Source organism: Brevibacterium sp. FAM 27836 (assembly GCF_051351055.1).
Classification (GTDB): Bacteria; Actinomycetota; Actinomycetes; order Actinomycetales; family Brevibacteriaceae; genus Brevibacterium.
Genome location: NZ_CP195711.1, coordinates 285,117 through 308,831 on the forward strand (window position 1 = coordinate 285,117; position 23,715 = coordinate 308,831).

The window sequence follows — 23,715 nt, forward strand, 5'->3', positions numbered from 1 at the left end:
AGCTCCTTGGGGAGCAGGCCCGGCCGGCCGAGTTCAGAGTTCGATCCCGTGCAGCCGTGCCTGCAGTCCTCGCACCTGCTCGCTGAGTTCCGAGTCTGGTCCGTCCACGTCGAGGCCGGGGGCCACGGCTCGCACCGGCAGCGGCAGCACGGGTCCGGGTGCCACTCCCCATTCTCTGTGCCAAGTTGTGAGCTGTTCGCTGCTGCTGGCGTAGACGATGCGTCCGAGGCCGACCCACGCGTGCGCCGCCGAACACATCGGGCAGTGCTCGCCCGAGGTGTACACGGTCGTTTTCTCTCGTTCCTCCGGGGCGAGGTGCTCGGCCGCCCAGCGAGCGATTTCGAACTCGGGGTGACGGGTGTGGTCTCCTCCGGCGACATGGTTGCGATCGGCGAAGAGTTCACGCCCATCACCCGAGACGAGCACGGAGCCGAAGGGTTCGTCTCCTGCGTCGAGAGCCTCGCGCGCCAAATCCACACAGCGCTCGAGGTGCCTGCGGTCATCATCGTTGAGATCGAGGTGGTGTGCCATGGCCCCATCCAATCACATCGATGGATTCCGGGAACGTCACCGGCACTGACGAGATGGTGACGGGAGCAGTCCCTGAGAGTGCAACGCAGGGTCTCGACGACCTGATCGGTTGTCGTGCACCATGCTTTGGCCTCGGCGTCGACTTCTTTGAGCGGGTGGATGATGTCGGCGTCGTGAAGAGTCACAAAGGGTTTGCCCAGTGCGGCGCAATATCCAGCGTCGGGTTCACCCTGGTGGGCCCGTCATTCCAGGTCTCGGGTCAGGGCGCTCTGGTGGCTGCCAACTCGTGCCAGGTGAGCCGGACCTCACCCGAGGTTTCCCGAAGTGCCGCAGTGAGGTCATTGGCTGCGCTCAGCACCGAGTCGAATCCGTCCTCACCTGCCGACGCCAGAACGATCTGCAGAGCGCCAGCATCATCCGTCGGCATGGTCTCGACGGTGAAACCGCCCTGATAGTAGAGGTCGACGCCGGCTGGCACTCGGGCATCGGGGTTGTGTGTGAGGGGTTCCAGGAAATGCTGTACCGCACGTGTCGCCGCCGCTCCGGTGACAGAGGCGAGGATCTGAACCGACGTCGACACTCCGTGCGGCCAGTCTGCGTACCAGTCCTCGCTCGGGTTGAACGATGGGATCACCGAGTTGTCACACATATCGGACCTCCCTGCCCGCCAGCGGGGCAGAAGTCATTGAACTCCACTCACGAGCGTCCGCCCGTCACGGCGCGATTGTATTCCATCGCGATCTCGACCCAGGAGGACAGCTGGCTGTTGTCACGGATCGTCGACAAGCAGGGTGCGGATGCGTTCGATGAGAATGTTCTGTTCGGGAGTCATGCCATGTACTCGCTTCAGTTCTGCTCGGGCGGACCGATGAGCATTGGAGCGAAACCGCCGATGAATTTCTGCTAGGCGTCTTTGCCGTCCAAATCAGCTCCTGGAGCACGGCAGGTAATGTCGTCGGAGACGAAGGTCATCGCCGAGTCGATGACGAGATGGTGACAGGCTCAGTCCCTGAGAATGTAGCGCAGGGTCTCGACGACCTGATCGGTTGTCGTGCACCAGGCTTTGGCCTCGGCGTCGACTTCTTTGAGCGGGTGGATGATGTCGGCGTCGTGGAGAGTCACATAGGGTTTGCCCAGTGCGGCGCAGTATCCAGCGTCGAAGGCAGCATTCCATTGTTTGTACTTGTCGCCGAAGCGCACCACAACCACGTCGGCCTTCTCGATCAGCGTGCGTGTGCGGATCGCATTGACCTTGGCTGACTGATGATCCCGCCAGAACTGGCTGTCATTCTCACCGAGGTGGTCACCGGCGGCATCGCTGGCAGGGTGGTCGGTCACCGGTGCCGTGAACACGACATCCAGGCCGGCCGCCTCGGCGCCGTGTTGGATCTCGTCACGCCAGTCGGTGTGGATCTCGCCGGAGAGATAGACGCTGAAGCTCATGATCGAAGACTCCTGATTCGAATATGGGTGGGACCGGTATGCCCCTTCCGGCACCACCATAGCCAATTGGTGATCATCAATCTTGTCCTGCAGCTTCCAGCGCACCTCCGAAGCGCTTTGCGGGTCGTGAGACAGGGGTCAGCGAAGCCGTTCGGACAGGTATGCCTCTGCGATGCTCAGATGACCTTGACTGCCGAGTGAGTTTTTCGATTTCTGCGTGTAGGCATGGTTGGCGAGTGGAATACGCACGGCCTGGACGTCGACTCCACGGCTTCGGGCCGCTTCCGCCCATGCAAACTGGTCGGCTGGGGTGATGACGTCATCACGCATCGCAGTCATCATGAGCATCGGAGGCGCGGGATCCTCGAGATGAGTAACGGAATTCACCGCTGCGTAGCGTTCCGGATATTCCTCCGGTGTGCCACCCGTGTAGCTGGTGGCAAAAAGGCGAGTGCCGGCTCCCGCTCCAGGGCCGGCCGGAGCGTTCTCGTAAAGGCCAGTCACGTCGAACGCGGGGTAGTCTGCGACGACAGCTGCCGGAACCGGAACCTTCCCACCACATGACGATTCGGCGGTGCCTTGGGCTGCGGCGCCGGCGGTGTTGGCGACCATGTTGCTGCCTGAACTCTCGCCCCAGAACGCGAGGCGGCCCATATCTGCACCGAGCGCATCTGAGTGGGTCTGAATCCAGCTCGCCGCACACGCAACCTGCGAGGGCGCGCTCTGCCAGGTTGCGTTGTCCAGGCTGGCGAGTTCGTATTCGACCGAGACGACCAGGTAGCCGTGATCAGCGAGTTCGCGGAGCTCCGAGCTCGAAGCGTTCGGCTCGCCCGCGATCCAACCGCCCCCGTGAACGTACATGATCGTCGGTGCCGAGCCTGTCACGCCCTCCGGTTCGTAGATCGATACGGAAAGGTCGTCGCCGGATCCGGTCTTGTCGTACACTTCCTGTCGATCGGGCGTCGCCGCGTCTATTGCGGACAGCCCGAACGTTGCGGTGAAAAGGTTCACCGTGCCGCCGGCGGCCGAGATGGCGCCGACGAGGACGATGATGACCGCGAAGTTCCCCAGCGTGCCGACCCCGCCGAGCACTGCTGCGACCGTTCCGGTTCGTCGAGTACCCCTGCGCACAGCAGCGATTCCGATCAGGAGCGCAATCAACCCCGCCAGCGCTACCGGCGGCGCCACTGTGGGAGCCCATCGAGATGCGATCGGACTGAGTGGACCAAGCCCGGGAATGAGCGATGCGAGGCCGAAGACCGCAGAGATCGCACCCAGCATGAGCGCGAGGATGAGACCTGTGGCCCGAAGTGTATGGGCGACGTTCTGCGGAACCGACAGCTGTGACGAACTCTTGTTGCCTGTCATCTTCGGTCCTCGACTTTCGATCTTTCGGGCTGGTATTCCCCTGACGCAGATCTCATCGTTGCGATCACATGCTGATGCCAGGGGTCACTCTAACTCAGGTCGATTCGCACAATCTTGCTGTTTCGTGTGCGGCGAAGACGAGGAGCGGGATGTTGCAGACTGCAGAGCGCCCTGCACCCAGGGCAGTCTCTTCGACCCCGCGAGGCTAATCGGACGCACATGACGATGCGCAAATCCCACCGAGCACGAACGCGGTTCGGCGATCGTAGTCGGCCCGAGTCGGCCGGCCACCGTGCTTGAGGGCCAGAGCATTGTCTCGAGCGAGTGCGTGGAAGTCAGCGGGGGTGAAGTCGGGAGCCAGGACGAGTGCCGCATGCCCTTGAGCGACGAGGCTGTCGTGAAAAACCGTCCCAGCATGACACAGAGCGAGCAGAGGCTCGGAGTCGCGGTACTCCTGCAGCAGGACATCATTCACTGCTGGAAGTCGATACTGCAGGTCCCGGAGCGCTCCGACGTAGGAGCAGATCCGCTCTCGGACCTCGACAACGGACCGCGCATCCTCGATGACAGCCCGCAGCTTCACCGCAACGACGTCGTCGATGACGGCATCGATCAGCCCGATCCTCCCGCCGAGCCGATTGAAGATGGTCGCTTTGCTCACTTTGGCGGCTGCGGCGACCTCCTCGAGCGGTGCAGAAAACCCCTGCTCCCGGAAAACCTGCGCCGCCGCATGCCGGATCCGGTCGACGTTTCGGCGGGCATCCGCCCGCAGAGCTGGCGCGCCTCGAGAGTCGGTCATGATGCAGGCTCCTTCCGGATCGACGACTAACTTGATCCTAGCAGTCAAGTTAATGCAGGATGGATCGCAAGGAAGTTGACCATGAGAGTCAACTTCAAGTTCATCCCCGCCCGGCGTTCGAGCAAAGCAGCACGCCAGGTCACCGCCGCACGAAAGGACGTTCAGATGATTGTTGTGACCGGAGCTACAGGCACTCTCAATGGGGCCACGGTCGACCACCTCCTCAGGCGGATGCCGCCACACCAGATCGGTGTCAGCGTCCGTGACCCCACCCGTGCGGCGCACCTTGCCGCTCGCGGAGTCCGCGTGCGGCAAGGCAGCTACGACGACCCCGCGGCCCTGCGCCACTCCTTCGCTGACGCCGAGCAGGTCCTCCTGGTCTCCTCGAGCGACCTCTCTTCTGACGTCGTCGCGCAGCACCATAGGGCGATTGATGCTGCCGTCGATGCAGGAGCACAGCGGATTTTGTACACCAGTGCCCAGGGGACAGCTTTCGACACGCCGTACCCGCCGCTCGCGGTCCACGCCGCCACCGAACAGCATCTCGCAGCATCCGGAGTCGCCTGGACTGCTTTGCGCAACGGCTTCTACGGCGATCCCGCCCAGCTGCTCGGCGCGTGGCAGGAAACGGGCGTGATCGCCATGCCCGCCGACGGCCCCTTCTCTTGGGTCGATCGGCGAGATGCTGCAGAGGCCGCCGCTGCGATCCTCACCGCTGATGACCCCTTCGACGGGCCGATCGATCTGACGCTGCCCCAGCCAGTCACCCTCGCGGACTTCGCCGCCTCCGCGTCCGAGATCACCGGCCGCCAGATCGATCGCGTCGTCATCGAAGACGAGAAATGGGTGTCCGATGCGACCACCAGCGGAATGCCCGAGGCCGTCGCGCGCTTCACCCTATCGATGTTCCAAGCCACCAGGAGCGGACACTTCTCAGGTGCGGACCCCACGCTCTCGCGACTCCTGGAGCGCGAACCCCGCAGCATCACCGATCAGCTGAACGATCTAGAGGTCCGGTAGTGCATGGCTTCATGCTGCGCCCGCGCTCGATGGGGCTGATTGACTCAGCCCGACCATTCGACGTCGACGACGGCAGGTCGGCTCGATTCCGGTGAAGAGGGCGGCCCTGGCCCCGAGCTCCACCGCCAACGGTGGCGCCACGAGCCACGTCGAGCAATCCGATCCACTCCCCCACATACGGCCATGGGCGATTAGCGGAACGACTTCGTCTGCTTCAGCAGATGAGGCCGTTCTGTCGCTTCGACACTCACAGGTTGAACCGGAACTCCACCGAGTTCCGGTCGATACCAACTTCTGGGTGGAACTCGCGCAACGTTCGTGCCCGCATACCTCTCAAAACCGCGATGATGCAGAGATCGTCAGGGCGTGCCTGCTGCTCGCGAGGCAGCGGCTTCACCATGATCAGACAGGGGTGCCTTCACTCCAGAGCGCGGTCTCCTCAAGCGGCAGAAAACCCCACCGCTCATAGAAGTGCCGAGTGCGCACACATCCGGGATCTGGGTGCGAGGCTCCGACGGTCTTCACCTGCAACAGCCGCACCTCACGGCGAACCGCATCGGCTTCGACGGCCCTGAGTATTGCGGTGCCGACGCCGGCCCCGTGAACTGACCGGTCAACGACGGTGAGGTGCACTTCAGCGACATACGGAAAGTGGCGATCGATCAGCGCGGCACCGACGACCACTCCATTGCTGTTACGGACCGTCCATGTCTCCTTGGAGCGAGTTGCTCATGCGACCTGCAACGGCGTGATCGCGGCAACCTTGTCGTGCAGTGCACGGCGCTGGAGCCGCAGCTCGTAGTTCGACTGCAAGTTCATCCACAACTCCTCGGACGTTCCGAAGTAGCGCGCCAGACGGATCGCAGTATCAGCGGTGATCCCCCGCTTGCCGTGCACAATCTCGTTGATCCGGCGCGGCGGCACACCGATGGACACGGCGAGCTTGTTCTGCGTGATACCGAAGCCCTCGATGAAATCCTCCATCAGGATCTCTCCCGGGTGGATCGGCTCGATCAGGTCGCTCTCAGTGGTAGTCGACGAGTTCGACATTGTCCGCACCTCCATCTCTCCAGACGAAGCAGAGACGCCATTGCGCATTGGCGCGGATGCTGCGCTGCCCGCGTCGGTCGCCGACCAGACGCTCCAGGCGGTTGCCTGGCGGTGCCCTGAGGTCCTCGACATCCTTCGCCGCGTGGATCAGTTCCAGCTTCCGCAAGGTCGCCCGCTGCACCGTCCGGTCAACGCTCTTGACGTACTGCTCATGCCAGATTCGCTCGGCGTCCTTGCTCCCGAACGATCTGATCATGAGCCCATTGTATAACGGCGACCGTCAATAACGCTAGACGTTAACCCGGAACTTCACCGTGTTCCGGCACATACGGCCATCTCCTCGACATCGGCGCAGTGGTCGGTTCACCAGGCTCAGGTGGCACAACTCCCTGATCTGCGCGCCGACCAGGTGGCAGCTCGCGCCCGGGGGCTTGCTCTCTCATCCTGTTGTCCTCCCTGCCCATGGCAAACTGACGACATGACGGTCTTCCGAACACCCCAGGTCGTTCTGTTCACGCGCGACATCGACCGTGCAGCGGAGTTCTATCGTGGCCTCGGCTTCGACGAAGTGTTCCGCACGCCCCGGACAGGGACACCTATCCACGTCGATCTCGTCCTCGACGAGTACCGGATCGGACTCGCGACCGAGACCAGCACCCGCGATGACCACGGGCTCGATCCTGTCGCGGACGGCCAGCGTGCAGCGTTGATCCTCTGGACGGACGACGTTCCTGCCGGCTATGCACGTCTGGTCAAGCTCGGCGCGACGCCCATCAAGCTGCCCGAGCCATGGCTCGACCGCCTGCTCATCGCCTGGGTCGAGGACCTCGACGGACATCTGGTGCAGGTCGTGCAGACCGTCAACTGACGAGGTTCCGCCCCAGCACGGATCACACGTTGAATCGGAATTCCACCGAGTTCCGGTACGTACAGCCATGTGGCGTTCGTTCAGGTCAAGCACCCGGGGACCAGTTCTGCACGGTCAGAACCCGTAGAGATGTTGGCGCGCGTTGAAAGCGGCGGGGCCGCCCTCCAAGATGTTCTCAGCGAGCGACCGGATCTCGCGATCATCCAGGGAACCGACGCCGCGCTCAGAGGGGCGAGCGTGAGTCCCGTCGCTCTCGAGCGCAATGATGAGTTCTGCATCGCCAAGAACCGGCACGTTGGCGTTGTGGGTGCTCGCGATGATCTGTCGCGTTCCCTTCAACTCCCGCAGGTGCCTGACCACTCCCTTGTAGACGAAGTTGTTGTCCAGGTCGTCTTCTGGCTGGTCGATGATCAACGGCGCATCGGAGGCCCCGAGCAGCAGGAGCAGGAGCGCGGTGGCTCGCTGTCCCTTTGAGAGCTGATCCAAGCTACGCAGGCCCTGCGCACCATCAATCTTGAGCAGCACCTCGACGGCGAGGCCCACGGTCAGCTCTTCCAGCTCGCGTGCCAGCTCCTCCCCAGCCTCGACGAGGTTCGAGGACTGCGCGCCCTTGATACCGAGCTCAGAGAGCGCGCCGCTTCCGCCTCTAATCGCCGCAGCGAATGTTTGCGGCGTGAACTTCGGATCCTGCACTGCTGCGACAATCTGAGTCCTCTGCCCTGCAACCTTCGCTTTGACGGTGTCAATGACGTGGGAGCGGTCTTTGGTCGGCGTGGGTCTGACTACCACGACACCATCCGTCGCACTGTTCGCTGATCGGATGGCGGCGTGTAGTTTCTCCGTCGCTGCCGTCTCAAGCGATCGGAGCTCGCCGAGCAAACCTCTGCGGTCATTGAGCAATTGTTTGGTCTCTCCTTCTTTCGCTTCCAAGCGTGGCTTCGATGCCTTCACCGACGCCAGTTCCGCCTTGCCAGCGATGTACTTTCCTGGGTCGAGTCCTTCCTCGGCAAGCTGCCGGAGAACTTCGCTATAGCCTTCCCTCTCGTCGGTGGTCGCTTCGTGCCAGTCAGCACGCGTCGCCCCGATCTCGGTCGTCGCGGCCTCGATGGCAGCAACTGCTTGCGCGCCAAGATCGGACAGTGTTGCGTGCAAGCCTTCCAATGCCGTCGTCACGCGGGACAGGCGCTCCGCCTGCGGCGCACCGTCCACGTCATCGATCTTCGCAGCGAGATCGGTCAGCGACTCGGACCGAAGGTACTGGTCCAGCGCGCGTTTGACCGCTTCCACGCGAGAAGAGCCCTCCGTGAAGGCCGCTTCGTCCAGGGCCAGCCGCTCATGCCCCCGAAGCTTGCCCGGGACGTCAGTGTCCCGATACCGGTCGAGCTGCTCTTCGAGCCGGTCAGCTTGCGACTGCTGGCTTTCCAGTTTCGCCTTCGCTTCCTCTGCTCGCTTAAGGTCCTCGCGGTTGAGACGCAACCTCTCGCGCACATCCGAAAGCGCCGGATCCTCTCGGTCGGACCCGTCGAAGCGTCTGACAAGCTCGGCGATGCTCGCCGAGTCACCAGCGAGCTCCGCAAGTTCATGCTGACCGAACACCTCGACGGCCCCGATCGCATCGACAGGCGTGAGCTTGGTGCGCTCACCCGCAGAGTCCAGCACCACGGGCGGCTGAAACACCTCGCGTTGAATGGTGTAGCTCTGGAGCGTCGGAGCGACGCTCTCGACCTCAACTCGCACAACGGTGCCGGGGTTCAGGACGTAGTCCACTATGGCCTTGTGGTCCTTCGCCATCTGAGTCGAGATCGGCCGGATGTCGAGCGCGAAACGAATACTCTCGATCACTGTCGACTTCCCAGCACCACGTCCGCCGATGAGTGCAGTCAGATCAGACGAGATCGGCACGCTGACCCCGTCGAGGTATCCACCGGTCCAGGAGACGCTCTTGATGCACGGCCGCGGCGTCGATTGAGGATCATCCAGTGAGACTCTGGTCTCTGGCGTCCGTACAGCGAGCTTCAGACTCTCAAGTGAAGGCGAGCTGACTTTGAACCAAGTACTTGCGCCTGGATCCTGCAGCTGTCGCGGCCCCATCACGTCATCGGCGTGAATCACCGCCAGAGGGTGGACGCGCTTAAATATCCCGGTACCTTCGACGACCGCGTCCTGATCCCTCGCGGTCTCAACTGCAGGAGATACACCGATAGCGTGTAGGTCCCTGTGAAGGATCATTGTCGCCAGCGGCTGACCCGACCGGGTCGTCAGCAGCCCGGCCGGCTTAGCGTTCACATGGGCAGGCACAGGGAGTGCCCCCGCCGAGGTCATCTGCTCCATGATCTTCGCGTACGGCTCGCCGGGCGTGCCATTGTCGCAGCCCGGGTTTGCTCCGCACCGCCCGATAGCAGCGTCGATCGTCGCAAACGGCGTCCCAGCCTCAAAGAGGACGAGAACATGAATGCCCTCCGAAGAGTTCGCCTCGAACCCAGGGAGCGCAACGATGCCACGTTTCTCGGCAGCAGCAAGCAGGCCTTTCGCAGAGTCGACACGCCAGTGGTCGGTGATTGCGATCAGACCGATACCCAGCTCGTCGCAAGTGTCTAAGAGCGCAGAGTTGTACTCATTCTCGCTGCCGTAGAAGGTCTTCGGGGCATTGCGCCCCTCGTATGCGAACGGATTAACCTGCAGTGCAGCTCGAATCCAATGTGCTCCGATGCTCAACTGTCTGCTCCTACGCGACTCGATCTACTGCCCGGAAACTGTCCTGCGGCACTCGCAAGGAGTCTATCTGCGACGTAAGACATCGCCTGAAACCAGCCACGTTCCCGTAGCGGACAACGCATCACCAAGCAGACCCCGCCCCGTCAGATGTTTGAGGCCGAAGGTGGGCGGCGCGCATCGACTGCCGAGTAGCTGATGTGCTTGTCGGCAGCGGCGGCGGCCGCGCGCACTTCGGCCGGAAGCTGCTTGAGTCGATCGACCGCGCCCTTGTTGCTCCGGTACTGCACAGCGACGAACCATCCATGACGGGACTGATGCAGGGTTAGGTGACATCTAATCTGGCTTGTTCATAGGCAAGCCTGGAAGGATAGACACCATGCCACAGCCCTACCCGAAAGAATTCCGCGACGACGTGATCCGCGTCGTCCAGACCAGGGATTCCAAGACGACGATCGGACAGATCGCCAAGGACTTCGGAGTCCACGAAGGCACCATCAACAAATGGCTCCGCCAAGCAGAAATCGATGCCGGCAACAAACCCGGCAACACCAGCGACGAGTCCGCCGAACTACGAGAGATGCGTCGGCGCAATCGTCTGCTTGAGCAGGAGAACGAGGTCCTGCGCCGCGCGGCCGCGTATCTGTCACAGGCGAATCTGCCGTCAAAAGGCTCTACCCGCTCGTGAGAGAGCTCGCCGCCGACGGGATCCCCGTGGCGGTGTCGTGCCGGGTCTTGAAGCTCTCCCGCCAGCCCTACTACCGGTGGCTGGCAGCACCCATCCCTGAAGCAGTCGTCATTGAGGCATATCGGGCCGATGCGCTTTTCGATGCCCACCGCGATGATCCCGAGTTCGGGTACCGATACCTCGCCGACGAAGCCGAAGCGGCCGGCCAACCCATGGCGGCACGCACTGCGTGGCGGTTGTGTTCGGCCAATGACTGGTTTTCCGCCTTCGGTAAGGGCCGGGCGAAGAACGGGAAGAAACCCGGCCCACCCGTTCACGACGATCTGTGCGCGGTTGTCGATGCCGACGGGCGGACCAGGCACGAGTTTCGAGCTGATGGCCCGAACCAGCTGTGGTTGACCGACATTTCGGAGCACCATACGAATGAGGGCAAGCTGTACCTCTGTGCGGTCAAGGACGCCTACTCGTCGAGGATCGTTGGCTATTCGATCAGCTCGAGGATGAAGGCCCGGTTGGCTGTCGATGCCCTCGAGATGGCTGTGACCAGGCGGGGTGACGTGGCCGGATGCGTGACCCACAGCGACCGCGGCAGCCAATTCAGATCGAAGAAATTCACTCGGGCTTTGGCCTGTCACGGCATCATCGGGTCGATGGGACGAGTAGGCGCAGCGGGCGATAACGCGGCCATGGAATCGTTCTTCGCCCTGTTGCAGAAGAACGTTCTCGACCGTCGCCGGTGGACCACTCGCGACCAGTTGAGAATCGCGATCGTGACCTGGATCGAGCGGACATATCACCGACGTCGCCGACAAGCCCGGTTGGGTCGATTGACACCAGTAGAGTACGAAGCCATCATAGAGCCAGCTGCTCTCGCAGCTTGACACTCAAACTGTCACCTTTCTTTGCATCAGTCCCGACTGGCATCGTCGGACTTCATGTAGCTGGGTAGCTGGTTCCGCAATCCGTTCCAGAACTTGCCGTTGTGCAGCTTCTTGATCTCGATGATCAAACGAGCCGATGTCCCAGACGATGCTTTGAAGTCCACCGGCCCTCGCCCTAGTTCCACCTCGCGATCGAGCTCGACGTCGAAGTAGCGCAGGTACTGTTGCGCGGCCCCCAGGAAGACGAGCTGCACCGCTTCCTCTGGCTTCTCACTCCCGTCCTCATTCCACAGCAGGCTCCAACCGCGCTGGTGCTCAATGAACCGATGGAACTGCTGCACTACCTGTCTGACCAGTTCCACCAGGTCGTCGTGGGTGGACACCGTCCGATCAGGAAGTGGATTCTCAGCAGCGAACCTCGATGGCTCTTTGTCCCACTGCACCACGCCCAGAGGGTCCTCGCCGAAATCGTAGCTGAAGAGGTCCCTGCGACTGGTCTGCTCGCGTGCCCAGTCCCGGACGCGGTCGGGGTGTTGTCGCGCCCATGACACGATGTCGGCCTTGCTGACAGCCTTGCCGACGGGGAGGTTGATCGATTGCCTGATGTCCTCGTTGAAGTGCGAGTCGAACCAGTCGTCGGCGTTGAGCGTCTGGAGCTTGTTCAGCAGGAACTCCGGTACCAGAATGACCGGTCGCCCCGACGTGGGATTGGTCGGCAGTTCAACCTCCTCGTCGTGCCACCTCGCCATCTCCAGAGTCACGCGCGAGTTCCGAACCTTATGCCGGTCCAACGCCACTCGGTGACGTCGCGCGACGCCTTGGGTGTAGCTGATCAGCCGCGCCTTGAGGACATTCGCGGTCGCATCGGAGATCCTGTCGGCTCCGATTCCCACGTTCAGAATGCCGATCTCCTCGATGTGCTCTGGCTGTTCCAGTCCGGCCGCCATGGCCACGGCGATCCCGTCGGCCATCTGAGCCGCGTAGCTGTCGCCTGCGCCAGATCCGCGCGTGCTTGCCGCGGTATAGCCAAGTCCGAGCTCGAACGGCTCTGGAAAGGTCAGCAACCGTCGCGCAGCCTTGGCGGAGACGGAGTCCTTCCCGATGGACTTCGCCACCAGCTCATAGCAGTGCACAAAGTGGGCGATCAGTTCGTCATGCGCATCCGCCCAGTCGCCACCGGCGGTGAGCAACAGCAACGGGTCGATGAAGAGTCTCGTGTCGATGGACAGATGAGGATCGAACCAATCCTCGTCTTCAGCACGCTGGATGCCGAACCGCTCTGAGAACCTCATCGATTGCCCACTTCCTCTGCCTGTCGCAATCAGTCCCCCTCGCCGACGAGGCGCAAGACCGGACGCTGATCGGCCTCTCCCAGCAGGTTTCGCACTTGAGCGGCGCTGATCTTCAGTGCTTCAGCGAGGACGGATATAGGTGCGCCGTGGTCAGCGGCAAGATCCGCAGCCGTCTTCAACAGCTTCGGCACTTCGCCCGGATAGGCGCTCGTCGGGTCGGCAAGTGGGTCATTGATCATCGCCAACCGCTGGTAGGCCCGCCGTGCTGACGATTCGGTGGTATTCCCCCGCTCAACCATGCGACGGACCAGAGAATGTGGCGAGACACCCCACGTGCGTCCGAGCCGGTCAAGCGCAACGAGGTCGAGCCGTTGAGGAAGAGCGGCATCCATCGATGCCGCAGGCGTGAGGAACGCTGCGGCGAACTCGTCGGCTTCCTTCTCGATGGCGGCACTGTGCTCGCTGGACTCGGCGTGCAGAAGCAGGTGGCCGATCTCGTGAGCAATCGAGAACCGGTGCCTGAAGACGTTTTCGGTACGGCGAGGGGTCGTGATGATGATCGGGCGATCGACGATCACAACGGAGAAAGCGTCCACGGCATCGATCTCGGCAAGAGGTCGCACCGCGACGACAACCCCGTGCGACTCCGTGGTGGCGACCAGGTGCTTGACCGGACCATCCGGCAGTCTCCAATGCTCCCGGAGGATCGCAGCGGCTTCGGCCGGTGAACGACCTTGCTCGATGTCCGGCAGATCGACCTCAGGCAGCTGTACGTGGCGCTCCAGTGCGAAGGTGAGCTCCCAGATCAGCGTCGCAGTGGCCAGCGCCTTCTGTCGATCACTCACGCGTGCAGACCGCAGGCTTCGGAAATGCGCGTTGACAGAGTCGATACGCGCAAGCGGACGTCCAACACCGAAGAAGCCCGGGCGGACGTCCAGCGCCTTTGCCAAGCGCTCCAGGACATCGGCGCGCGGTGAGTTGACTCCGGCCTCGTACTGTCCGATCGCCGCGGCAGAGACTCCCACCTCGGCGGCCAAGTCCGTCTTGGTCACCGAACGGCGAACCCTCGCCTGGGTCAGACGCGCCGGCTCGAAGCGGCCGCGGGTCTGCCCTGAGCCGGTGAAATCGAACAGGCTCGGTGGGTCATCAGGCATCGCGATCGACGCCCTCCTGCTTCCGGGGTTGGACAGCCGGAGCGGCCGGGGTGCCGCTGTCGAAAGATTCGCCGACTGCTGCAGCGTCTGCTGCGACGACCTCCGGCACCCAGATGGCCTCTCGACCGTGGTACTTCACCGCGCCGCTCTCCTCGTCCAGCTCGGCCACGGCCCACTCGATCGACTGCAGCTGCCACGGCGAGGACTGGACAATGACCACTATCAACGGCATCACGTCACGAGCAGCACATACCACACCTTCGAGCTTGGGCTCCGCCGGCTCGGCCGCCTCCGTCGTGAATGCACCCCCGAAGTCAGGATCGAGGAGGGCAGGGTCAGGCGGGCGCACATTGAAGGAGTTCTTCTTCGTCAGACTGCCAGCGAAAGCATCCGCGTCGGCAGAGTCAGGTTTGCGCCACACGTACAGCAGGCAGCCGTTCACGATGGGCAACCGGTAGCCGGCAGGGACCAGCTTGTGCGACTCGAACCCGTGCTTGGCGAACTCCTCGTAGGCTTCGGCCAGTAGATCTCGCCATTGTGTGCCGAAGCCCATCGAGTAGCGCGAACCGGACACCAGATGCGACTCGGCGAAGCGGTCGTGGACCCTGCGCACAACGTCGACTAGCGCCTTCTGCGCATCGGCAGCGCGGGGACCGAGCGCATTACCGGGTGAGCCTGAAATCATCCTGGACCTCCTGAATCCATTACCCAATGCCGAGAGCCCGGCCGGGACTGCAACTTCAGTATGCCACACGTTTCGAGCATTATTACTTCATCTGTCACTGCTGGGTCGTCGATCGTGCGGCGACCGGCTCCGCCATGCAGACCATTCAGCTGACGGACATCACCCCGACCAGGTCATCCCACCCCTCCCCTGACCCCTGGCCGGAGGCTCCTGAGCATCCCGCCCACTCACAGGTGCCCCCAGGGCACCTGCGACCCACGGTGGCCACTCAACCTGGCGCTGCGCGCTGTCTGCGGTGCGGAGGACCGGCCTGCGGCCGACAAGGGTCACGAGGAAGGGGCGGCAGGGTGAAGAGCTGAGGGCGTGAGTCACTGGTGTGACTCACTGAATCGCCCCGGGTTTGTCAGAGGCTCGCAAGTGCCGCGTCGGCGGGTGCCGGCACGGGGTGGTCTTGACGGTAGGCGTCCTCGAGCTCGACGGGCGGGATCATGCCGATCTCGCCGTGCAGGCGACGATGGTTGAACCAGTCGATGTACTCAGCGGTCGCTATCTCGAGGTCGTCGATGTTCTTCCAGAGTCCACGGTGGCGGACCAGCTCGGCCTTGAACAGTGAGGTGAAGGCCTCCGCCAGGGCGTTGTCGTAGGAGTCCCCGGTTGAGCCGACCGACGCGACCGCGCCGGCTTCCGCAAGGCGCTGGGTGTAGCGGATGGCGACGTATTGGACGCCCTTATCGCTGTGATGCGTGAGCCCGGAGACGTCATGACCTGCGTGCTCGCGAGTCCAGACGCCCATTTCGAACGCGTCCAGAGCGAGGTCGGTCCGTAGCGATTTCGAGAGCTGCCAGCCGACCACGCGGCGAGAGAACACCTCGATGACGAACACGGCATACACCCAGCCTGCGAACGTGCGGCAGTAGGTGATGTCCGCGACCCACAACTGGTTCGGAGCGGTCGCCCTGAAGTCACGCTCGAACAGGTCAGGACGACCATCCGGACCACGCCCGGGAATCGTCGAGCGAGGCCCTTTGGCCCGGGAGATCCCGCGCAGGCCCGCGGCTCGCATGAGTCGCTCGACCGTGCATCGCGCCACCTGGACGCCCTCCCGGCGCAGCTGGGCGTGCAGCTTCCTTGCTCCGTAGATGCCGAAGTTCGCTGCGTGAACGTGGTGGATCTCGACCAGCAACTCCTCATCCCGCACCGCACGACGCGAGGGCGGACGGGCATGGAAGGCGTAGTAGGTGCTCGGCGCGATCTGCGTGCCCGCTGCGGTGAGCGTGCGGCAGATCGGCTCGACGCCGAACTCGTGCTTGTGCTCGTCGATGAACTTCACGATCAACGCGGTGGGCGGTCGAGCTCCGCTGCGAAAAAAGCCGAGGCCGACCGCAGGATCGCATTGGCCCGACGCAGCTCGCGGACTTCCTTCTCCAGCTCCATCACGCGCTGGGACTCATCCGTCGAGGTCCCGGACACGGCGGAAGACCACCCTCCCGTTGCCCTCCTCGACCTGGTCCAGAGCCATGTGGATCGCTCGCTCCCGAAGTTCAGCGGGGTACTTCCGTGGTGCTGTCATGCTCTTCGTCCTCCTGTGGGATCAGAGCCTCCACCAGACCCGGGGCGATTCAACGGGACATGGGAGGCACTCATCCAAGAGCTGCAAGACTTCGAGTGACCCTGCGCCTTATTGAGACACCGCCGAATAGTGAAACACCCGCGAGACGCGCCGCGGCTGCGCCAACGAGCATTCGAACGCCCGCCATCGAGTCCCGGCACACTCCGTTGCGGCACCCGTAGGACGGGTCGTGCGCCACCCGGACTCTGCCCCTGCGAACATTTTCGGGACAGCAAGCAGCAGCCCTGGACGGCTGAAATCTGCCGTGGGGCGGCCACCAGACGTTAAATGGGAACACCCAGTGGCAAGCTTCCCCAGGGGGCCACAGGGACAAATTCACTGGTCAGACCCGACATTCACACGTTGAACCGGAACTCCACCACGTCGCCATCGACCATGACGTAGTCCTTGCCTTCCATCCGGACCTTGCCGGCGGCCTTCGCCGCCGCCATCGTTCCGTTGGCATCGAGATCACCGAAGGAGACGACCTCAGCCTTGATGAAGCCCTTCTGGAAGTCGGTGTGGATGACCCCGGCTGCCTCGGGGGCGGTGGCACCTTTCGGGATCGTCCAGGCTCGGGATTCCTTGGGGCCGGCCGTCAGGTAGGTCTGCAGACCGAGAGTGTCGAAGCCGACACGTGCGAGCTGGTCGAGCCCGCTTTCGTCCTGACCGGTCGACTCGAGCATCTCCCGGGCTTCTTCCTCATCGAGTTCTGCGAGTTCGGATTCGAACTTCGCGTCGAGGAAGATCGCCTCGACCGGGGCCACGAGGGACCGCATCTCGTTCTTCTTGCCCTCGTCACCGAGCACATCGTCATCAACGTTGAACACGTAGAGGAACGGTTTGACGGTCATCAGCTGCAGCTCACGCAGAGCTGAGACATCGAAATTGTCGGCTTGCATCGCCTGGTACAGCGTCCGACCGCCTTCGAGGATCTCGGTGGCGGCGTCGATCGCGGTCAGCTGCTCGGCAGGGGCACGCTTGCCCTTGACTTCCTTCTCGATCCGCGGCCGCGCCTTTTCCAGCGTCTGCAGGTCGGCAAGGATGAGCTCGGTGTTGATCGTGTCGATGTCATCGGCGGGACTGATCTTGCCGTCGACGTGGACGACATCGTCGTCGACGAACCCACGGATGACCTGACAGATCGCGTCGGCTTCGCGGATATTGGCGAGGAACTGATTGCCCAAGCCCTCGCCTTCAGAGGCACCGCGCACGATCCCGGCGATGTCGACGAAGTCGACGGTCGCGTTGAGGATGCGTTCGGAACCGAAGATCTCCGCCAACCGCGTCAATCGGACGTCGGGCAGAGGGACCACGCCCACGTTCGGTTCGATCGTCGCGAACGGGTAGTTCGCCGCGAGAACTTGGTTCTTGGTCAGTGCGTTAAACATGGTCGACTTGCCGACATTCGGCAGCCCCACGATTCCAATAGTCAAAGCCACGATATCCAAGTCTAGCCGCCGCCGAGGTGGTCCTCGAATTCTCGTGTCCGTGCCCTCTGTCACCCTGGAGTCATGAATGCTTTCCCCGCATCCGGAGTCATCATCGCCTTCGTCGTGGCGATCCTCTTCGCCGCCGTCCTCGGGTTCCTCCTCGGGCGCACGCTCACGCGTTCGCGCTACCTTGAGAGGATCACCCGAGCGGAGACGACCTCCCGCATCCTGTCCGAACGCACCGAAGACCTCGAAGCCGATGCGCAGATGGCCGGTGAGATCACCGCAGCCATCGGGCCGTTGGCGGCGAGTGTGAAGAGCCTCCAGGACAATCTCCAGACCCAGGACCGCACGCAGATCGAACAGATCACCCGGCTGAACTCCCAGATCGGCCACCTCAGTCAGCAGAACCTTCGACTCCAGGAATCGACCGGGTCCTTGGCCAACGCCCTGAATTCGACTACTCACCGTGGTGACTGGGGTGAGGTGCAGCTCAAACGCATCGTCGAATATGCGGGGCTCCTCCCCCACGTGGACTTCGACACTCAAGTCACTGCCGACCGCGACGGGAAGCGTCATCGCCCCGATATGGTCGTCCACCTGCCTGGCGGCGGCACGATCGTCATCGATGCGAAGACACCCCTGTCGGCCAGAATCAGTGAAGAGACCACCGAGGCAGCCGGCGGGGCTGCGGCGGGTGGCCATGACCATGCCCGAGCGCTGCTGCGGCATGTTGATGCGCTGGCGTCGAAGGAGTATTGGAAATCCTTCGACTCCTCCCCTGATTTCGTCGTCTGCTTTGTCCCCACCGACGGTCTCCTCTCGTCGGCCGCAGCCAGCTACCCGAAGATGATCGATCATGCGTTGGGCAAGAACGTCGTCCTCGCCTCACCGGCAACACTGCTCGTTCTGCTCAAGACGGTCGCGCTCAACTGGCGCCAAGCCGACATGTCGACCTCGGCCTCCGAGGTGCTGCGGCTGGGCACAGAACTCTATGAACGCATCGGCACACTGGTCACGCATGTGTCGCGGCTGGGTGCGAGCCTCGACCGGTCCGTCGAGGACTACAACCGGTTCGTCTCCTCCCTGGAGTCCCGGTTCCTCGTCACAGCGCGGAAGTTCCCGTCGACAGGGATCGTCGCCGATGAACTCGACACCGTTGCCGAACTCGATACCCGTGCTCGAGGCGTCAGTGCCGAAGAGCTGTCGCGTCCTCACTCGACGGCATTCGACCACAGTGGCCCCACAGATCTGCGCGATCGACAGACCGGTACGCACTGAACAGTCGACCGCAGGCGGCCCCGGGTTGCCCTGCCGCACAGGGGCTGGAGCTTCAGCCGAGTTTGCGCAGTTCCTTCGGCAAGGAGAACAGGAGGTCTTCCTCGGCGGTGATGACCTCGTCAACGCTGTCGAAGCCGTAGTCGGCCAGCAGCCCGAGCACGTCCTGGACAAGAGTCTCGGGAACACTCGCTCCTGAGGTGAGCCCGACGGTGGCGACATCGTGGAACCAGGTTTCGTCGATCTCGCGGGCGAAGTCGACACGGTGCGCGGCTTTCGCCCCGTGTTCGAGCGCGACTTCGACAAGACGCACAGAGTTCGAGGAGTTCGCCGAACCGACGACGAGGACGAGATCCGCCTCGGGAGCAATCTTCTTCACTGCGACCTGCCGGTTCTGTGTGGCATAGCAGATGTCATCGCTGGGCGGATTCTGCAGGTGCGGGAAACGCTCGCGCAGAATCTCGACGGACTCCATCGTTTCGTCTACGCTCAGCGTCGTCTGGGAGATCCACACGAGCTTCTCTGAATCAGGGACTTCGACGGTGCGTGCATCGTCGGGACTCTGCACGAGCGTGATGTGCTTCGGCGCCTCTCCCATGGTTCCTTCGACCTCTTCGTGTCCGGCATGGCCGACGAGCAGGATCCGGAAACCGTCGCGAGCAAACCGGATCGCTTCTTTGTGGACCTTCGTCACCAACGGGCAGGTCGCATCGATCGTGGACAGTGATCGTTCGGCTGCCTCGGCGTGGACGACCGGTGAGACTCCGTGAGCGGAGAATACGACCCGTGCCCCTTCCGGCACTTCATCAGTGTCATTGACGAAGACGGCACCGCGGTCGGACAGGGTTTCGACGACATGCCGGTTGTGCACAATCTCCTTGCGCACATAGATCGGCGCACCGAAATGCTCAAGGGCACGCTCGACTGCGATCACCGCGCGATCGACCCCGGCGCAGTAGCCGCGCGGGGCAGCCAGCAGCACCCGCTGTTCGGTGCCCTCGGGGGTGCGGATATCGCTGGCAGGCACACGCCGGCGCGGCATCGTCGGGGTGGGTACGGAAACGGCAGTCACCTCTCCAGTCTAAGCAGGGGCCGGCGGTGGCGGCCAGGGTGACCGCACGCACGGTGCAGAAGCGGATGCCCGCCGAAGAAGCGGCGGACTGGCGGGAGCCGAGAAATGGGCTGTGTCCGTGTCGTTCGTTAGGCTTGGGGCTCGGAAGGGGACTTACCATGGCGCAAAGAATTTCCGGCACTCCCGGCACACTCGGCGAAACCGTCGAGCCGAAGGAGCTCGCGGCCACCGCGGCCGAGACCACCGCGGAGAACCCGTGGCCGCTGAGCCTGCTCTCGTCGAAGATGAAGTCCTATATCGATCGCATGTCGAGCGTGTGGATCGAAGGACAGGTCGTCGAGCTCAACCATCGCGGCAAGGCCAGCTACCTCACCCTGCGCGACACCGATGTCGAAATGTCCCTGCCCGTTCAGATCTGGAAGAACGTCCTCGAGCGCACCGGTGCTCCGCTGACCGAGGGCAGTCATGTCGTCGCCAACCTCAAAGCCGACTTCTGGACGAAGACCGGTCGACTCACGATGCGCGCCAACGACATCCGCGCCGTGGGCCTCGGCGAGCTGCTCGCTCGTCTGGAGCGGCTGAAGAAGCAGCTGGCCGCAGAAGGGCTCTTCGACCCCAGCCGCAAACTGCGACTGCCGTTCCTGCCCAATAGGATCGGGCTCATCACCGGCCGTGACTCCGACGCGCAGAAAGATGTTGTGCGAAATGTGCACCTGCGCTGGCCGGCCGCGGAATTCGAGATCCGCAACTGTGCGGTCCAGGGACCTGACGCGGTGCCTGGAGTGATGAAGAACCTCGCCGAACTCGACGAGGACCCGCAGATCGACGTCATCGTCATCGCCCGCGGCGGTGGCAGCATGGAAGATCTCCTTCCCTTCTCCAACGAAGCTCTGGTCCGTGCCGTGTCCGCCGCACGCACTCCGGTGGTCTCTGCAGTGGGGCATGAGGCCGACCGGCCCATCCTCGACGAAGTCGCAGATATGCGAGCTTCGACCCCGACGGATGCTGCCAAGCGGATCGTTCCCGACGTCGCCGAGGAGGGCATGAACCTGCTGCGCGCCCGGGCCGAACTCGAAGCCGCAGTCCATCGCATCCTCGACCGCGAACAGGAGATGCTCACCGCGGTGCGCTCTCGACCGGTCCTGGCCGAACCGCAGACGATGATCATCGCTCATGAGAACGAATTGGCGACGATTCGTCGCCGCAGCCTGCAAGCGACGACCGGTCTTGTCATTCAGGCGCAGAACGAGATCCACCATCTCCGTTCACAGGCCCGCTCACTCTCGCCCCTGCGCACCCTCGAACGCGGGTACGCAGTCGTCCAGACCGATGCCGGACAGGCGGTGCGCAGCGCCGCCGAGGTCGCAAGCGGGGATGCGGTGCATGTGCGCGTCGCCCATGGCCGTTTCGATGCCGCGGTCACCGACGTCACCCCCGAACCCGCATCCGATTCCACCGACGATGCGAACGACGCTGCCGAGACGGCGAACGGATCCGAGAGCTGAAGGTTCACCGGACGATCCCGTTCGTCGACACCGCCCCAGCTCCGCACAGACAGACCAGCACAGTTCCACCATTTCCACGAAGGAGACTCCGATGACCGAACCGACGACCCAGCAGGATCAGCCCGAAATCAATTCGCTCAGCTACGAACAGGCTCGCGAAGAACTCGTCATGACCGTCAAACGTCTCGAGACCGGCAATCTGCCGCTGGAAGAGTCTCTCCGGCTGTGGGAGCGCGGCGAGGCACTGGCCGATCGTTGCCAGTCATGGCTCGACGGGGCCAAGGAACGCCTCGACAAGGCACGCCAGGAAACCTCCGACGACGCCGACTGAGCACTGACCACCTCTCACAGGTCGACAGTGCAGGCACCGACTGATCACTCAGTCCGGCCCACAGCGGTCACTTGAGCTGTGCGGCGACCTGGTCGGCGAAGGTGTTGATGGTATCGGGTGCGGCGGTTGCGGTCAGCACGACGTAGACATCGCCCTTGTTGGTGACCCAGTATTCCTTCGCATCATCGGTGCGGTAGATCTGGAAGTCGGCACCGCCGACGGTGACCTTCTCGGCGGCGATCGCGCCGTCGGTCTTCTTCTTCGCCCAGTTCTCGCTCGACTTGGACTGTTCGATGCTCACCCACTGGTCCTCGGGGCCGATGAACGACATGTACCACGAGGTGTATTCAGAGTCATTGAGCCGATCGAGGCTGGCTTCGTTCGACGTCCATCCGCGCGGAATCTGAGGAACGATGAGATCGAAGTCGGCGTTTCCCTCCGACTGTTCGGCGATGCCCTGGTAGTCGACGACGCGTTCGGAATCGACCTCCGGCTGGGGTGCGAGGAACAGGATCCCCACCGCGACCGCCAGGCAGGCGAGGATCGCAATGACCATGTTGACCCAGTTGGAGTTCTTCCTCAGGAAGCGCATCTCTTCACGGGATCCTGGCAGCATCACTCCGGACTCGTCAGCCATGGACTCTCCCTCAGGGACCCGCGCCGTGTCATCGACGACTGCTCGGGCTCCCGTCTCGTCGGCAGCATTTCGGACATTCACACCGCCATTGTCCTCGGCTCGCGCGCGAAGAGCCAATCCCACAGCACGGAGGTGACTGCGGCCACAACCCGGTGCCGCTGTCGCGACCTCGATCACAGGGGTGGCACAATTGAGAGCATGAGTGACTCCAAAGAGCCTGTTGACGTGAAATCTCACCATGACCGAGGACGAGTCGATGACGAGACTCCCCCTGTCGCAGTGACCGATGCTTGGTCACAGAAGGCACAGGTCGGAGAGGACGCTCCCGACCGCAACCTCGCCCTCGAACTCGTCCGAGTCACCGAGGCGGCGGCCATCGCCGCCGCCCCCTGGGTCGGCCGCGGCGACAAGATCGCCGCCGACGGAGCGGCCGTGGCCGCCATGCGCAATGTCATCTCCACCGTCCGGATGGCCGGCACCGTCGTCATCGGCGAAGGCGAGAAAGACGAAGCGCCGATGCTCTTCAACGGTGAGCAGGTCGGAGACGGCACCGGACCCCACTGCGATGTGGCCGTCGACCCGATCGACGGCACCCGCCTGACCGCTCTGGGCATGCCCAATGCGATCTCGGTCATGGCTGTCACAGAGGACGGCGCCATGTACGACCCATCCGCCGTGTTCTACATGGAGAAGCTCGTCACCGGACCCGAAGCCGCCGATGCGGTGGATCTGCGTCTGCCGATCGCTGAGAACATCCGCCGGGTCGCCAAGGCGAAGGGAACGAAGGATCCCACCTCGGTGACGGTGATGATCCTCGACCGTCCACGCCATCAGCAGATGATCGACGAGATCCGCGCCGCCGGCGCGCGTATCCAGCTCATCACCGACGGCGACGTCGCCGGTGCCATCGCCGCCTGCCGCCCCGGCACCGGAGTCGATATGCTCATGGGCATCGGCGGCACCCCCGAAGGCATCATCACCGCATGTGCGATCAAGGCTCTGGGCGGAGTCATCCAGGGTCGACTGTGGCCGCAGGACGATTCCGAGCGCGAGGCCGCAGCGGCCGCGGGCCTGGACGTCAACCAGGTGCTCAACACCGATGACCTCGTCACCGGCGACAACAGCTACTTCGTCGCCACCGGTATCACCAACGGCGACCTGCTCGACGGAGTGAAGTTCCAGGGCGGTCACGTCACCACGCACTCGCTCGTCATGCGTTCGAAGTCGGGCACTGTCCGTCAGGTCTTCGCCGAGCATCAGTCCGCGAAGACCCACTCCTACGTGGAAGCCGCCGAGGAAGCAGCCCGACGCGGACTCATCTGACATCCCTGCCGGACCCGAGCCCGGGTGCGACGCAAC

The 23,715-nt window shown here is 63.2% G+C and carries 23 protein-coding genes, 2 pseudogenes and 1 other annotated feature; of the genes and pseudogenes, 7 read left to right on the forward strand and 18 right to left on the reverse strand.

The features are described from left to right. Positions 1-33 precede the first annotated feature (33 nt). The 6 genes and pseudogenes from ACSE4D_RS01410 to ACSE4D_RS01435 form a co-directional block, all read right to left on the reverse strand. Entirely contained in the window at positions 34-531 is a 498-nt protein-coding gene (locus ACSE4D_RS01410; protein WP_436326524.1) for a nucleoside deaminase, read from the reverse strand. Between the two features lie 95 nt (positions 532-626). Beyond that, positions 627-740: pseudogene (locus ACSE4D_RS01415) on the reverse strand (YtoQ family protein); the annotation flags it as partial. A 50-nt stretch (positions 741-790) separates the two neighbouring features. Then, positions 791-1,180 carry a hypothetical protein gene (locus ACSE4D_RS01420; RefSeq protein WP_436326525.1) on the reverse strand — a complete coding sequence of 130 codons (390 nt, stop codon included), beginning with the start codon at positions 1,178-1,180 and terminating at the stop codon, positions 791-793. Positions 1,181-1,533: 353 nt separating this feature from the next. Beyond that, the gene (locus tag ACSE4D_RS01425; protein WP_436326526.1) at positions 1,534-1,974 is read right to left on the reverse strand and encodes a YtoQ family protein; all 441 of its coding nucleotides are present in this window, start codon (positions 1,972-1,974) and stop codon (positions 1,534-1,536) included. 138 nt (positions 1,975-2,112) lie between these two features. Next, complete coding sequence (locus ACSE4D_RS01430; protein WP_436326527.1) at positions 2,113-3,342, reverse strand: alpha/beta hydrolase fold domain-containing protein; 1,230 nt, start codon at positions 3,340-3,342, stop codon at positions 2,113-2,115. 205 nt (positions 3,343-3,547) lie between these two features. Further along, positions 3,548-4,141, reverse strand: coding sequence for a TetR/AcrR family transcriptional regulator (locus ACSE4D_RS01435; protein ID WP_436326528.1), 594 nt, complete (start codon positions 4,139-4,141; stop codon positions 3,548-3,550). An 81-nt stretch (positions 4,142-4,222) separates the two neighbouring features. Here ACSE4D_RS01435 and ACSE4D_RS01440 point away from each other — a divergent pair, with 81 nt between their 5' ends. Further along, positions 4,223-5,161, forward strand: a complete 939-nt coding sequence (locus ACSE4D_RS01440) for an NAD(P)H-binding protein (protein ID WP_436326529.1) — start codon at positions 4,223-4,225, stop codon at positions 5,159-5,161. 402 nt (positions 5,162-5,563) lie between these two features. On the opposite strand, the gene ACSE4D_RS01445 is transcribed toward ACSE4D_RS01440, so the two are convergent. Genes ACSE4D_RS01445 through ACSE4D_RS01455 form a run of 3 tightly spaced genes read right to left on the reverse strand, consistent with a single transcriptional unit; the run spans position 5,564 to position 6,467 of the window. Continuing rightward, positions 5,564-5,845, reverse strand: coding sequence for a GNAT family N-acetyltransferase (locus tag ACSE4D_RS01445; RefSeq protein ID WP_436326530.1), 282 nt, complete (start codon positions 5,843-5,845; stop codon positions 5,564-5,566). A 45-nt stretch (positions 5,846-5,890) separates the two neighbouring features. Beyond that, positions 5,891-6,211 carry a HigA family addiction module antitoxin gene (locus tag ACSE4D_RS01450; RefSeq protein ID WP_135538222.1) on the reverse strand — a complete coding sequence of 107 codons (321 nt, stop codon included), beginning with the start codon at positions 6,209-6,211 and terminating at the stop codon, positions 5,891-5,893. Continuing rightward, on the reverse strand, positions 6,186-6,467 hold the full coding sequence (locus ACSE4D_RS01455) for a type II toxin-antitoxin system RelE/ParE family toxin (RefSeq protein ID WP_436326531.1): 282 nt from the start codon (positions 6,465-6,467) through the stop codon (positions 6,186-6,188). The genes ACSE4D_RS01450 and ACSE4D_RS01455 overlap by 26 nt, the downstream gene beginning before the upstream one ends. A gap of 222 nt (positions 6,468-6,689) precedes the next feature. Here ACSE4D_RS01455 and ACSE4D_RS01460 point away from each other — a divergent pair, with 222 nt between their 5' ends. Beyond that, a complete protein-coding gene (locus tag ACSE4D_RS01460; protein ID WP_135538218.1) occupies positions 6,690-7,079 on the forward strand; it encodes a VOC family protein in 390 nt (129 codons plus the stop codon). A 114-nt stretch (positions 7,080-7,193) separates the two neighbouring features. Here the strand turns inward: ACSE4D_RS01460 and ACSE4D_RS01465 are convergent, their stop codons facing one another. Continuing rightward, on the reverse strand, positions 7,194-9,794 hold the full coding sequence (locus ACSE4D_RS01465) for a TrlF family AAA-like ATPase (protein WP_436326532.1): 2,601 nt from the start codon (positions 9,792-9,794) through the stop codon (positions 7,194-7,196). 143 nt (positions 9,795-9,937) lie between these two features. Then, the gene (locus ACSE4D_RS01470) at positions 9,938-10,081 is read right to left on the reverse strand and encodes a hypothetical protein (RefSeq protein WP_436326533.1); all 144 of its coding nucleotides are present in this window, start codon (positions 10,079-10,081) and stop codon (positions 9,938-9,940) included. An 89-nt stretch (positions 10,082-10,170) separates the two neighbouring features. Between ACSE4D_RS01470 and ACSE4D_RS01475 the strand changes: the two genes are divergently transcribed. Next, positions 10,171-11,360, forward strand: a protein-coding gene (locus ACSE4D_RS01475; RefSeq protein ID WP_370035633.1) for an IS3 family transposase whose coding sequence is annotated in 2 segments (ribosomal slippage) — positions 10,171-10,455 and positions 10,458-11,360 — 1,188 coding nt in all. Because the reading frame shifts where the segments join, the coding sequence is not laid out codon by codon here. A 26-nt stretch (positions 11,361-11,386) separates the two neighbouring features. On the opposite strand, the gene ACSE4D_RS01480 is transcribed toward ACSE4D_RS01475, so the two are convergent. The 5 genes and pseudogenes from ACSE4D_RS01480 to ychF form a co-directional block, all read right to left on the reverse strand. Beyond that, positions 11,387-12,652, reverse strand: a complete 1,266-nt coding sequence (locus ACSE4D_RS01480) for a hypothetical protein (protein ID WP_436326534.1) — start codon at positions 12,650-12,652, stop codon at positions 11,387-11,389. A gap of 29 nt (positions 12,653-12,681) precedes the next feature. Next, a complete protein-coding gene (locus tag ACSE4D_RS01485; RefSeq protein ID WP_436326535.1) occupies positions 12,682-13,806 on the reverse strand; it encodes a helix-turn-helix domain-containing protein in 1,125 nt (374 codons plus the stop codon). Beyond that, the gene (locus tag ACSE4D_RS01490) at positions 13,799-14,491 is read right to left on the reverse strand and encodes a hypothetical protein (RefSeq protein WP_436326536.1); all 693 of its coding nucleotides are present in this window, start codon (positions 14,489-14,491) and stop codon (positions 13,799-13,801) included. The genes ACSE4D_RS01485 and ACSE4D_RS01490 overlap by 8 nt, the downstream gene beginning before the upstream one ends. Before the next feature lie 403 nt (positions 14,492-14,894). Continuing rightward, positions 14,895-16,061: pseudogene (locus ACSE4D_RS01495) on the reverse strand (IS3 family transposase). Further along, positions 15,735-15,863, reverse strand: a sequence feature (AL1L pseudoknot). (Overlaps the previous pseudogene by 129 nt.) Before the next feature lie 395 nt (positions 16,062-16,456). Then, a complete protein-coding gene (ychF, locus tag ACSE4D_RS01500) occupies positions 16,457-17,542 on the reverse strand; it encodes a redox-regulated ATPase YchF (RefSeq protein ID WP_425119463.1) in 1,086 nt (361 codons plus the stop codon). Between the two features lie 72 nt (positions 17,543-17,614). Between ychF and ACSE4D_RS01505 the strand changes: the two genes are divergently transcribed. Beyond that, entirely contained in the window at positions 17,615-18,814 is a 1,200-nt protein-coding gene (locus ACSE4D_RS01505; RefSeq protein ID WP_135538206.1) for a DNA recombination protein RmuC, read from the forward strand. 52 nt (positions 18,815-18,866) lie between these two features. Here the strand turns inward: ACSE4D_RS01505 and ACSE4D_RS01510 are convergent, their stop codons facing one another. Next, positions 18,867-19,853: a 4-hydroxy-3-methylbut-2-enyl diphosphate reductase gene (locus ACSE4D_RS01510; protein WP_436327115.1), complete on the reverse strand. Its 987-nt coding sequence runs from the start codon at positions 19,851-19,853 to the stop codon at positions 18,867-18,869. A 188-nt stretch (positions 19,854-20,041) separates the two neighbouring features. Here ACSE4D_RS01510 and xseA point away from each other — a divergent pair, with 188 nt between their 5' ends. Continuing rightward, positions 20,042-21,388 (forward strand): exodeoxyribonuclease VII large subunit, encoded by a 1,347-nt coding sequence (xseA, locus tag ACSE4D_RS01515; RefSeq protein ID WP_425119464.1) that lies wholly within the window; start codon positions 20,042-20,044, stop codon positions 21,386-21,388. Positions 21,389-21,479: 91 nt separating this feature from the next. Then, positions 21,480-21,719, forward strand: a complete 240-nt coding sequence (locus ACSE4D_RS01520; protein WP_135538202.1) for an exodeoxyribonuclease VII small subunit — start codon at positions 21,480-21,482, stop codon at positions 21,717-21,719. A gap of 67 nt (positions 21,720-21,786) precedes the next feature. On the opposite strand, the gene ACSE4D_RS01525 is transcribed toward ACSE4D_RS01520, so the two are convergent. Then, positions 21,787-22,356, reverse strand: a complete 570-nt coding sequence (locus tag ACSE4D_RS01525; protein ID WP_240689613.1) for a DUF4245 domain-containing protein — start codon at positions 22,354-22,356, stop codon at positions 21,787-21,789. A 198-nt stretch (positions 22,357-22,554) separates the two neighbouring features. Here ACSE4D_RS01525 and glpX point away from each other — a divergent pair, with 198 nt between their 5' ends. After that, complete coding sequence (glpX, locus tag ACSE4D_RS01530; protein WP_205683308.1) at positions 22,555-23,679, forward strand: class II fructose-bisphosphatase; 1,125 nt, start codon at positions 22,555-22,557, stop codon at positions 23,677-23,679. Positions 23,680-23,715 lie beyond the last annotated feature (36 nt).